Annotated in this window: 9 protein-coding genes; 2 read left to right on the top strand and 7 right to left on the bottom strand. The window is 47.7% G+C overall.

Annotation, left to right across the window (positions count from 1 at the left end; all coding sequences use genetic code 11):
• Positions 1-74 precede the first annotated feature (74 nt).
• Positions 75-956 (top strand): AraC family transcriptional regulator, encoded by an 882-nt coding sequence (locus tag LL912_RS06765; RefSeq protein WP_235552818.1) that lies wholly within the window; start codon positions 75-77, stop codon positions 954-956.
• Between the two features lie 6 nt (positions 957-962).
• Here LL912_RS06765 and LL912_RS06760 read toward each other — a convergent pair whose 3' ends face one another.
• Together LL912_RS06760 and LL912_RS06755 are read right to left on the bottom strand one after the other, a co-directional pair.
• The gene (locus LL912_RS06760) at positions 963-3974 is read right to left on the bottom strand and encodes a glycosyl hydrolase (RefSeq protein WP_235552817.1); all 3012 of its coding nucleotides are present in this window, start codon (positions 3972-3974) and stop codon (positions 963-965) included.
• Positions 3975-4291: 317 nt separating this feature from the next.
• Positions 4292-5065 (bottom strand): menaquinone biosynthetic enzyme MqnA/MqnD family protein, encoded by a 774-nt coding sequence (locus LL912_RS06755; protein WP_235552816.1) that lies wholly within the window; start codon positions 5063-5065, stop codon positions 4292-4294.
• Between the two features lie 79 nt (positions 5066-5144).
• On the opposite strand from LL912_RS06755, the gene purB reads away from it, so the two are divergent.
• The gene (gene purB / locus LL912_RS06750; RefSeq protein ID WP_235552815.1) at positions 5145-6482 is read left to right on the top strand and encodes an adenylosuccinate lyase; all 1338 of its coding nucleotides are present in this window, start codon (positions 5145-5147) and stop codon (positions 6480-6482) included.
• A gap of 9 nt (positions 6483-6491) precedes the next feature.
• Here purB and LL912_RS06745 read toward each other — a convergent pair whose 3' ends face one another.
• The 5 genes from LL912_RS06745 to LL912_RS06725 form a co-directional block, all read right to left on the bottom strand.
• Positions 6492-7148, bottom strand: coding sequence for a hypothetical protein (locus LL912_RS06745; RefSeq protein WP_235552814.1), 657 nt, complete (start codon positions 7146-7148; stop codon positions 6492-6494).
• Between the two features lie 5 nt (positions 7149-7153).
• Entirely contained in the window at positions 7154-7684 is a 531-nt protein-coding gene (locus LL912_RS06740; protein ID WP_235552813.1) for a hypothetical protein, read from the bottom strand.
• Between the two features lie 97 nt (positions 7685-7781).
• A complete protein-coding gene (locus tag LL912_RS06735) occupies positions 7782-9044 on the bottom strand; it encodes a M28 family peptidase (protein WP_235552812.1) in 1263 nt (420 codons plus the stop codon).
• 213 nt (positions 9045-9257) lie between these two features.
• Entirely contained in the window at positions 9258-10844 is a 1587-nt protein-coding gene (locus LL912_RS06730) for a peptide chain release factor 3 (RefSeq protein ID WP_235552811.1), read from the bottom strand.
• A 255-nt stretch (positions 10845-11099) separates the two neighbouring features.
• Complete coding sequence (locus LL912_RS06725; protein ID WP_235552810.1) at positions 11100-12419, bottom strand: serine hydrolase domain-containing protein; 1320 nt, start codon at positions 12417-12419, stop codon at positions 11100-11102.
• Between the last annotated feature and the right edge of the window lie 83 nt (positions 12420-12502).

Here is a 12502-nt window from a genome sequence, read left to right as displayed (position 1 = left end):
ATCCGGGATGTTATGCGCCCCGTCAATATCTAAAATGATCTTTAACCTGTATTTTTTGATAAATTTGAAACCCCATGGACAACTATTACAAATATCTCCCTACCAGCAACCAGGATAAAAGCTGGGGGTTATACGTTGTGAACGTCGGGCGTACGCGGATCGCAAAGGCGCAGTGTTACCCCGCCGGCGATCATCCCTCACATCACTATTTTAAATGGGAAGATGGCCGTGTGCTGGATGAATTCCAGCTGATTTATATATTAAACGGCGAGGGGGTATTTGAATCAAAGAGCTGCCCGCTGATACCGGTGAAATCCGGAACCCTGCTGATGCTGTACCCGTATGAATGGCATCGTTTTAAACCCAATAATGATACGGGCTGGGAAGAGTACTGGATCGGATGTAAAGGTAGCATCCTGCAAAATATCTATAACCGTCATTTTTTCCCCAAAGAAACGCCGGTATATTACCTGGGGATCAACGAATCGGTGATCGGCTTATTTACAGAGGTGATTGAACAGACAAGGTCCGAAAAGACGGGCTACCAGCAGTTGGTGTCCGGGATGTTGCTGCACCTGTTTGGAAAAATATTCGCGTTGTCCAAACAATTGCAGTTTGATAAGAAAAATAAACATGAGGAGATGATCAGCCGGGCCATGTCCGTAATGCATGCCCATGTTCATTCGTACCTCTCGTTTGAAAAACTGGCGGGTGATTTTTGTACCAGTTACTCTTCGTTCCGGAAAGTGTTTAAGTTATATACCGGTATGTCTCCGCATCAATACTTTCTGCAGTTAAAACTGAATAAGGCAAAGGCGTTACTCATGCATTCTGATGCTTCTGTTAAGCAAATAGCGGATGAGCTGGGTTTTGAATCGGCCTATTCTTTTTCCAGGATTTTTAAGGCTAAGACCGGTGACGCTCCCAATCATTTTAAGAAAAAATTCCGGCCTTAATGGTATTTATCGCTCCCTTACTAAGGTTACTGGCCCCAGCAAACCGGAGCTGATCAGCGGGTCATTCTTTTTATAAGGATTAAACGTGGTGAATGTAAAACGATTGCTGGTGCGGGGTTTCCCTTCCAGCAACCATGACGGCCACCTGCCATCTTTAACGCCGTCATCAGGAAATTGCTGGTCTCCGATCAGCCGGTTGATCCAAAGGTTGGCTACACTGACTTCCAGCAAATTATTTTTTTCTTTGAGCCATGGCGCCACATCGACCCGCCAGGGAACCGTCCATAATACACCGAGGTCCTTCCCGTTTAATCGCACACTTGCCAGGTATTTTACATCTCCGAGGTCCAGGTAAGCCGGACCTTTTTTATTGAACAGGGCTGGTGCGTCAAATGTTTTCCGGTATACGGCGATGCCAGAATAAAACCGGATGCCCTTGTCCGCGTTGTCTTTCCAGTCGGTCAGGCTGTTGAATGTGGTTTGCGCCGGACCGCCCCATTTGGGATCGAATGAAACACTCCAGCTTCCGGTAAGCGTATCGGTTTGCGGTGCATTGCTGATTGGGGTGATGGTGGTGGTTGGCAGATCTGTAAAAACAACAAAATAGCTTTGCTCGGGCAGCAACGATATGTCCATGACTATCTGTTGTCCTGTTCTTTGGAGTGCATGAACAGGCATGAATGTGCCGCGGAGCGGATCCCATAACTCTGCCTTTTTTTTGCCGGTTCGAAACCGGCAGGAGGCCGTGCGGAAATCTTTTGTGGTATTCGAGATAAAAAAGAGGTCTGCCTGGATCAATTTCCGCTGTGTATAACGGATGGGCTGATCACTGCTGAAATTTTCACTGATTTTTTCACCCTGGAGTATGCCGGCCAACACTTCATAATTACAATACAGCTGGTCCATTTGGTGTTCCAGTGCTTTGCCCCATATCAGCTGCCCCTTGCCAACTTTACGTTTTGTTATAGCTGCCTCCTGAAGCAACGGTCCCCACAAGGCTGCAACCTGTTTTTGTATGACGGCATCACTCAGCGGATAACCGGAAAGACCCGGTGCTTTTTGAGGCGGGGGACCAACAACCGTGGCGCCCTGCGCAATAAGTGAACTGATTTTCTGAAGCAATGATTCCGACATTGCTGGGTACCAGGGCAGTACCAGCAGGTAATAAGAGGCTCCGCCGGGAAAACAGATTTTGCCGTTCTGCACCCAGGCTTTCTTTAGCAGGCCGGGCGGACAAGCGTCAAAATTGTATCCCTTCCGGTCTTTCAGGTCGTTATTTCCTTTTAATGCGGATGCCGGGGGAGTGAAGACAAAGGGGGCTTCCTCCGGAGTCAGATACAGAATGTCTGCTACCGTATTGCCCTGTTGCAGTAAATAGGAGCAACGTGCTATATATTGATGATAGCTTCCCACCATAGGCCACCAGGTTTGATTGCGGTTCCATTGTACACCGTACGGTCCCATCGTCATACCTGGTTTTAAAGAATCGGGTAGCGGCTGGCTTTGATAGGTATGGTAAAAAAAATGATTGATTCCTGCGGCAAACGCCCAGTCGCCCTGGTTTTTCATGGATCCCGGGTATTGCTTCCATGCCTCGTTGTTTTGTGCGGTAAATGCCTCTGCTGCAATTACCGGCTTCCCTTGCAAATGCCCCAGTGACGAAGCTTCCACACAGCTGAATTGTGTATTGAATCCAAAGCCGCTGCTCCAGAATTCACACATGGGAATATCCGCACAGGCCCCCAGCTCCAGGTCCGCAGTAGGATTCATATCGTACGGTTCAATGGATAACTGTAGCCCGTTGCGATGGGCGTATTTTTTAACATATAATGCATGGCGCTCCAACACCAGGTCCATGGCTGTTTTACGTAAATCCCACAAAAACCGATCGCTGATTGCAGCGTTTCCAATGATCCGGCCGGCATACACGGGATAAAAAGGGAGGGGGTCATACCCGCGCCGCTTTATGAATTCCTGCCGGAAGTTTTTTGTCCAGTTTTGCGCGCCCATTTCCCAGCTGTCTATGTGGAGCGCTTTAAGTCCTCCGGCCTTCCTTTTGTTAACAGGCCCTATTGCTTTCAGAATCTTGCCTACATAAAAGTTTAAATGCCGGCTCAGTGCAAGGGTGTCAAATTTGTCGGCTTCGAACCCTAATCCCGGCAACGGCGCCGGCCTGGTTCCTGCTCCATTGTTACGTACTCCAAAACGCATAACCGTCCAGGTGCCGGAAGAGGGCTTCCAATGGAGTTTTCCGTCTGCGGTGAAACGGTCTGTAAGGTCGATCACTGTTGCCTTTTGAATAGCCGTGCCTTCGGAGGCGTTGTTGCCGGAAACGGGTATATAATAGGCCGGTACATTGTTGGCGGAGCTAAAGGGCGCGCGATAATAAAGTGCCCGGTTATCAATATCAGAGATGTTTTCGCCCGGAGCAGGTGTTGGGAAGGCAAGCACTGCTACATCCTTATAAAAGTTATTGCGTATCCTTGTGAGCCCGGGTGTTAAAGCCCCGTCGCCAAAGAAAGGACGCTTGGGCGGCGGAACGGGTAACAACAAAGGACCCGGATCGTTTGCGGTCACATTAATGCTGCTGCTTACCAGGTGCTGCATGGAAAGTTCCGGGCTGACCCAGGGCCCGCCGCTGCCTGCCCAACCGGGTCCAATACCTAGGGTAACAGCAATGCCTTGTTTTTCCGCTTCGTTCTCAAGTTGTTTAAAAAGCAATAACCATTCCTTGCTGAGAAAATTGACCCGCCCCCTGGGAACGCCGACATTTACTTCAAGAAATATAACGTGCCCGATGCCTGCTGCTTTCATGGCGCTCAGATCCTCCCTGATGCCCTTTGCGGAAAGGTTACCATCCATAAAGTACCAGTACACACCTGGCTTTGCGGCATCCGGGGGATTTATAAAACCGGTCTTCAATTGCTCAAGCGCATTCTTTTTTTGTTGTGCATCAGCGGTGCCGCAAAGGCAAACAGGTGCAATCCAGAGAAACAGAAGGTAAATATTCCGGTACATCGCAATCGTTTTAACCAAACATTCAAATGATCTATCAAAATAATCGATCCATATGAATTAACCGTCATGTACTGTCATGCAATAATAATTGCTACCTGTGGGACACGGTATGCGGAGGCTCCTGTTTTATCGGGTGCCTGCGCGGGGCTGGCAGTTTGATGAAAGTAAAGCGATGCCGTTTGCCCGGCCAACGCCGCATTGCTGCGGGGGTACCCTGCCTCGTGCGTTTATTAAACCGCAGTTTCCAGCGCATAAATCAGCATCGTTGCGAGAGCATGAAGCCGGATTTTCCAAGATGATTGCTACGCATTATGAGATTATGCCGGCGTGGCAAGGATCTGTAAAAAGCGCTCCAGTCCTTTGCGTTTTTCTTCATCAAGGATATAGCTGAGGTCCTGTGAGTAATACTTTTTGAGATCATAGATGCCCTCCGGTATCCGCGCAATCACCTCATCCAGGTGGTCCAGGCCGTAAGCGTTGGCTTTATCAAATTCAGTGATAAAATGATCCGGTAGTTTCCGGGTACTTACCCAGGCGGCAAAAACGAAGGGCAGGCCGGTTGCGTTTTTCCATTCCCCCGCCAGATCATAAATGTATTCAAATTTTGTACGTTGCTGCAAGGCCCGGTCGCCAATGACCAAACCCGCAGTAGTACCCTTTATCTCGTTGAGAAACGACTCATTGCGGGCATCGACGATCTCCGGCTGGATCTTCCAGTGGTTTTGAATCAGCCACCGGCATAGGGCCACCGACGACCGGCTTTGATAATCGAGGTGAATTTTTTCCACCCGTTCAAGAGGGACCTGGCTGAATACGCAAACGGAAGCGACGTTGCCGATGGCACCGATGCAGTAGTTGCCGTTGATATAGTACTGCGGCAGCTTTTGTGTAATGGCTACCGGAACCAATCCCACATCAATCTGGTCATTCAGCAGCAGCTCCGCCAGTTTTGCGGGTACGTCTTCGATCAGTTCAATCTTTTCTGTGATGGGGGGAAACTGTAAACCGTATAAAAGGGGTCTCGTATTGAGGTAATTAATTATTCCAACTCTTATCTTTTCTTCCACGCCGAATCCTTTATTTTTGTGCAAAATTAATTTGTTTCAGGCTTAAAATTCAATGTTTGGCGTTAAACTTTAAACCTGGAACCTCAAACCTGGAACTTTAAGTATGTCTTTAACAGCAATTTCGCCGGTAGACGGCCGTTATCATAAACAGGTACAGCAACTGCAGGAATATTACAGTGAATATGCACTGATCAAATATCGTGTGATTGTGGAAATCGAGTATCTTTTTTTTCTGGCGGAAAAGAAATTTCTGAAATTATCCGCTGCGGCAAAAAAACACCTGCGGGCGGTGATTGAAAATTTCGGTACCGATCAGGCAAAAGCGATTAAGGAAATTGAGAAAACAACCAATCACGATGTAAAGGCGGTAGAGTATTTTCTGAAAGCGGAACTGGACAAAACCGATGCAAAAGAAGCGAAGGAATGGATCCATTTTGGGCTTACCTCGCAGGATGTGAACAATACAGCCATTCCAATGCTATGGAAAGGCAGTATGGAGCAGGAGCTGGTGCCTGCTTATGTTAACCTGCAGTCGCAACTGAAGGAGTTGGCGAAACAATGGAGTGATGTATCGATGCTGGCTAAAACCCACGGACAGCCTGCTTCTCCTACCAAGCTCGGAAAGGAGTTTATGGTTTTTGTAGAGCGAATCGATAACCAGGTGCAGCAATTCTCTTATATCCCTTTTGCGGCTAAATTTGGAGGTGCCACCGGTAATTTTAACGCCCACCATGTGGCTTACCCCAAAATGGACTGGATCAAGTTCGGGAATGAATTTGTAGATGAGGTCCTGGGATTACAGCGGATGCAATACACTACCCAGATTGAACACTACGACAATCTGGCGGCGCATTTTGATGCGATCAAACGGATAAACACGATCCTGCTGGACCTTTGCCGCGATATATGGACCTATATCAGTATGGATTATTTTAAACAGAAAACCAAGGCCGGAGAAGTGGGCTCTTCTGCCATGCCGCATAAGGTAAACCCGATCGATTTTGAAAATGCGGAAGGTAACCTGGGTATTGCGAATGCATTGCTTGAGCATCTTTCGGCCAAGCTTCCGGTGAGCCGTCTGCAACGGGATCTTACAGACAGCACGGTATTGCGCAATATCGGAGTGCCGGTGGCTCACACCATCATTGCCATCAAAAGTATTGAAAAAGGGCTGGGCAAACTGGTGCTGAATGAAGCCAAACTGAAGCAGGACCTGGAAGATAACTGGGCCGTGGTAGCCGAAGCCATACAAACCATTCTGCGCAGGGAAAAATATCCCAATCCGTATGAGGCATTAAAAGCGCTTACAAGAGGAAAGGCCGGCATCACCAAAGCCGCCATTCATGCATTTATAAAGGGATTGAAGATCTCTGCTGATCTGAAGAAAGAGCTCCGGCAAATTACCCCGCATAATTACACAGGGATCGTGGCAAAGTACTAAAAAGAGATCCTACAGGTTGTCATACCAATTAGTATCAGCTGCCACAAGGCCCATATTGGTGATGTTTTTTTCGGAAACAGGAGTGACGGGTGTGCAGGCCTTCTTTTTATCGGCGTTGCGCTTTACGTGAGCGATCCTCCGTGGTTTCCGGGTGTTTTTCACTATTCTAAGTTTTTTTTGCTGCGTTATCACCACACCTCCAAGCTTACCTTCAAGACATTGAACCGGCAGTGCAGGAAGTTGAGGCACGGCTGTTGTAAACGGATTGGCATCCGGCGTTATCTTCGCTGATCGCTTAACCCCGCCTGTTACGGTGAGAACGCTCTGCGTGTCTTTTTGAGGTGCCTGTGCGCTCCCTTTCAGGGATAGGGCAAAAAGCAATACAAAAACAGCAGCGATCTTTTTCATAGATGGCCATCCGGAGCGGGCGATATGCCTGGCAGCCATGTAAAGGCCTGTATCATACTCTACGGTTAGCTGCTTTTCAGTAAACCGCCCGCATATTTTCTGCGATTGATATTGTACCAGGTAGGCCGAAATTTCACCGGGTGTCATATTTGTAAAATTCACGACGGTTTTGCAGCAGGTGTTGCAATAACGGCCGTTTTCACCGGGATGCATGGTTTCCCAGTTTTCATGACAGGGCGTTGGAATCTGAATTTTCATAGCTGTTATTTTTTCTGATGGCTGATTACAATGATGCCCGTGGTGATGATTTCTTTCCTGGTAATGGAACGATCGCTTTTCAAAACCGGCAGCCGTTCTGCTTTGTAGGGCGTTTTCTTTTTTACGGGTTCCGGTTTGGGTGGGCAGACCGCTATTTTTCCGACTACTCGCTCCGGGGCTGCGGTTACCGAATCTTTCCCTGAGGTTTTGGTGGCGGTTTGTGCCTGCGGATCCTGGCTGAATGCAAAAAACAATAAGAACACTGCTGCCAGTTTTCGTGTGTAACCAAGGGCAGATTGCCATACCGATTTTGTTAAAGACAGGAGCGTTGTCTTTTGGATGGTGAGCTGGCTTGCTGTAAGCCGTCCGCAAACCCGCTGTGAGCGATGCGCCTCAAGATATGCACGGATGGCCGCCGGACTCATACCCGTAAAATCGATGACGGTTTTGCAACAGGCACTGCAGAAACGCCCTTTTTCTTCAGGCTGCATATGTTCCCAGTTCTCTTGGCAGGGCTCAGGAATGATGATATTCATAACTGCTGTTTGTGGAAAGATGCGGTTATGAATGAAATTACATACGGCCTGCCGTAAAAAATAAAAACGGCTCAGTGTCTGGAAAACCGGCGGAACGTTATTCTTCTTTTACCCGGGAAGGAGTGTCTTTACCGGCAATAATAGAGTGTGCGCTGATTCCGATGGACCGGATGATTTCTGTCATATTGGCGAGGTCCAGGGTTTCTACAGCATCGCTGGGCTGGTGATAATGTGGTTCATTGTCCATTTTTGAAGTAGAAATGGTGTGGGCCGGAACACCCAGTTTTGCAAGTGTGGCATTGTCGGAACGATAAAACAGGTTTTGATCGGGGTAGGGATCGGGATGAAATTCAAAACCCGTTCCGGACAGGTTTTGCTGAAGAATCGTGCCCAGCGAAGATTTCCCGAAGCCGGTGATGTATGCCGAGTTCTTTCCCCATTTGCTATCGGTACCGATCATTTCAATGTTCAGCATTGCTGCAATTTTAGACGGGTCCAGTTGCCTGCTGAAATATTGGGAACCAAAGCCCCCGGATTCTTCGGCAGTAAAGGCTACAAAAATGATGGAGCGCTCGTTGTTTTTTAAAGCAGCAAAATGATCTGCAAGCATGATTACGGCCGTTGTTCCGGATGCATCATCATTGGCGCCATTGTAAATGGAATCGCCGTTCACGGGCTTGCCAATGCCAATATGATCATAATGGGCAGAAAAGATTACATATTCATCTTTACGTGACGTTCCCGGAAGCAGCCCGGCCACGTTGGCAAGTTTGTGCTCTGTAATCAGGTGTGAGGCCTTGATAGTGTACGTTTGCAGCGCCGGTTTGCCCAGTATAAAAACTGTAGAACCCGCCCGTTTAAAAAAGTTCCGTTTAAAGAAGACCAGCCGCTTAAAGTCGGAGGCAAAACTTTCATCTACCAGTACAATGTTATTCTTGCCATTGTTAACAGTTGTAGATGCTTCGCGGAAGAGCGAGCTGCCTGCCGGGATTGCGCTGATGGCATACCCCGATTTTTCTGTTACTTCCAGTTCCGGTTCACCGGTGATCACGATCACATTATCTTTTGAAACATCCTTTTGATCCACCCGTGCGGTAAGTCCTCTGAATGCTGCACTGTACACCACAAAGGGCTGCAAAAAGGAATTACCCTGTAAGGGTTGCAAGCCGCTTTTCTTAAAAGAGGCTGCAATAAAATCGGCAGCTTTATCGATTTCGGGGGAATAAACCGTCCGTCCTTTCATTTCGTCGGCGGCAAGAAAGCGGATGGTCTTTTCCACCGCAGCAGCGTTGAAGGTGCTTTGGGCCGATAAATGTAGAACCGGGATCAATGCCGGGAAAAGAAGCCTGAAAATGCGCATGCGTATGATTTTAAAAAGAAAGGTAGTAAAAAATGTGATTGCGGCGGCAACGGCAGCCGGTCATCAGGAAAAATTGTTCCTGCAGATCGTATGCAAAAAATGAACAGTCTCTGCCTCGGGAAATCGCGCGGAGCCCAGGCCGTAGTGCAACGCAAAGACCAGCGAAATCATCCGCGTAACCAGGAGCAAAAATTAACCGGTATCATGCGTTTGTTACTGATGGATCTCACTGCTGAAGTGAAACTCGATATCGGGGTTATTGGTAATTTCGGTATTCAGGAACCACTCGCTTTGTGCCAGGTACACCATATTGCCATCCTTGTCTTCGCCGGTATTGGTTTGTTTAAATTTTCCAAAGTCTTCCAGCTTTTTGGAGTCCTTGCTGGTAAGCCAGCAGGCTTTGTAAAAAGGCAAGGCCCTGAACTCGACGGAAGCTCCGTATTCATGCAGGAGGCGGTACTGGATCACTTCAAACTGGAGTTCTCCTACACAGCCTACAATTTTCCGGGTACCTCCAAATTGGGTAAACAACTGTGCTACTCCTTCGTCTGTCAGCTGCAGTAACCCTTTCTCCAGTTGTTTGGTTTTCATGGGGTCTTTATTAACAACCTCTTTGAAAATTTCTGGGGAGAAGGAAGGAATCCCGGTAAAATAGAAATTTTCCCCTTCTGTTAACGTATCACCGATCTTAAAGTTCCCGGTATCAAATAAACCTACCACATCGCCGGCATAGGCATCCTGGATGATGCTTTTATCCCGGGCCATAAAGGAGTAGGGATTACTAAAGCGTACATCTTTATTTAAACGCACATGGTGAAAATATTTATTGCGTTCAAACTTCCCCGAGCAAACCCTGAAAAACGCGATCCGGTCGCGGTGTTTGGGATCGAGGTTGGCATGAATTTTAAAAATGAACCCGCTGAGTTTTTCTTCTTCCACATTCACTTCCCGGGTGGTGGTTTCGCGGCTTTGCGGTGGTGGGGCAATGCGGATAAAGGTGTCCAGCATTTCCTTTACTCCAAAGTTGTTGATGGCGCTTCCAAAGAATACCGGCGAAACTTTAGCAGCCAGGTAATCGGCCACATTCAGTTCGCCATTCACGCCATCCACCAGCTCTACATCCTCCCTCAGGATGGTCGCATCGGTCTGCCCCAGCCGGCTATCCAGGATGGGGTCTTGAATGTCTGAAATGGCCAGTGTGTCTTCTTCCTCGGCCTTGGTATTGGCGGTGAACAGCCGGATGTTTTTGTCGTAAAGGTTGTATACGCCCTTAAAATCCTTCCCGCTGTTGATGGGCCAGGTCATGGGGTGCAGGGAAATATTCAGTTCTTTTTCGATTTCTTCCAGAAGGTCGAACCGGTTCTTTCCATCGCGGTCCATTTTGTTAATGAATACGATCACCGGTGTGTCACGCATCCGGCACACTTCCATCAAACGGCGGGTTTGTTCCTCAACGCCGTTCACACTGTCTACAACGAGGATTACGCTATCTACGGCAGTAAGGGTACGAAACGTATCCTCTGCGAAGTCCTTGTGACCCGGTGTATCCAGGAGATTGATCAAAATATTCTGGTATTCAAAACTCATTACCGATGTGGCTACGGAGATTCCCCGTTGCCGCTCGATTTCCATAAAATCCGATGTAGCTGATTTCTTTATTTTATTGCTCTTTACAGCACCGGCAACCTGGATGGCTCCGCCAAATAAAAGGAACTTTTCTGTAAGCGTGGTCTTACCGGCGTCCGGGTGACTAATGATTGCGAAGGTGCGCCGGTGCATGATCTCCTCGTGATACTTCATAAGGGCGCGAAGATAGGAAGGTTTCGGGTTTTATGTTAGGTTTTTGCCGTTGAAGCCCGGAAATACTGCGGGGTCGTTGCGTGTGCATGGGGCCGGGAAGCCACCGCTTGTTTGCGGGCAAAAAACCGGCGGCTTCAATGGGTAGGCCTCTTTGTGCCTGTATTGTTGAAACCCGGCAGCCTTTATCTCTTTGTTTTCTTTTGGGTTCCGGTGGTTCTTTTTTTAGCGGAAGCTGTCTTTTTTTCGGGAGCTTTCTTAACGGATTGTTTTGTAGTGGCTCTGCCGGAGGTACGGTTTTTTTTTTGCAGGCGCGGCCTTTACTGTTTTTTTTGCAGGATGCGGCGCTGGTTTTACAGTGGATTCCGGCATAGCCGTTGCTGCAGCGGTCCGGCTTTCGGTTTCTTCCTCACCACCGCTTACCTGGTTCTGCATGTAGTCTCCAAAAAAATCATAGGCCTTACGCGCCATATTATAAATATTGGAGTTCATTTTATTGCCCAGAATGATGATTACCGCTTTTTCATCCAGGAGCCTTCCAAAAGCGGGTGTAAAGCCATGCCATTTTCCGTTGTGGTAAATCACATTTTTGCCATTAGGCAAATTCAGCATCCGCCAGCCCAGCCCATAATTATGGATGGACGGTTTTTCATGGCTGTGTGGCTGATAAGCAGAATCGAGCAGCGATTGCCGGATAAAGCCGGGATTGTATAATGCCTGGTCCCATTTAAACATATCTTCCGGCGTGCTGTAGATATTTTTATCGCCATAGGTGTTGTCAAACTGATCATTAACCCAAAGCGCCCCCGAGGGCTTGTACGACATAATTACCTTGCCGCTGTCTGCAGGAGTATACACAAATGAATGGTGCATCTGCAGCGGGTCAAAAATGGTTTCTTTCACGTATTGCGGGAATTTTTTTCCTGTCACCTTTTCGACGATTAACGCCAGTAAAACAAAGTTGGTGTTGCAATAAGCAAAACGGCTGCCGGCTTTAAACATGGGAGCCGGTTTATATTGTTCAAGGAAATGCAATACATCCTCATTAGAGATCATCTGCTTGGGGTTCCATTTGGTTTTATCTTCCATTACAGAAAGATAATTGGGAAGCCCGCTTCTATGCGACAGCAGTTGTTCAACGGTAACAGTGGGATAGGGGAACGCAGGAAAATACCGGGTAACCGGGTCCTGCAAACCAATCCTGGAATCCTGGACTAACTTCAGCACCGTAACGGCAGTAAACGGCTTACTGGTGGATGCCAGGTGAAACTGTGTTTGCGCATCGATGGTATCGTTTTTCCTGTTGGGATCCCGGAAGCCATGGTAGGATTCATAAAGTATATTGCCTCCCTTTGCGACAAGGATTCCGCCGTTAAATCCGCGTCGGATCAATGCCGAATCAAAAAAGTCGCTGAGCACTTTCTGATAGCGCGCCTTATCCGCTTCTGTCATTTGTTCCACATCAAAAGAAAGGGCGTTGGATTGTATATCTTCCGTTTTGTCTTTCTGGGCCTGTGTTTTCGACTTACAACCAATCGTTAATAATGTCCATGCTATAATAACTGCAACAACTCTCAAGGTACAAAGATTTTTAAAGGAACAAATTTAACCGTATCTGCCACTGCATAAAACTAATGTTCCTAAAATTTTAATTTTTGTTA

This window comes from Niabella agricola (assembly GCF_021538615.1).
Taxonomy (GTDB): domain Bacteria; phylum Bacteroidota; class Bacteroidia; order Chitinophagales; family Chitinophagaceae; genus Niabella; species Niabella agricola.
The sequence above is the reverse complement of the archived record's forward strand: the minus strand, read 5'-3'. Positions and strand labels throughout refer to the sequence as shown.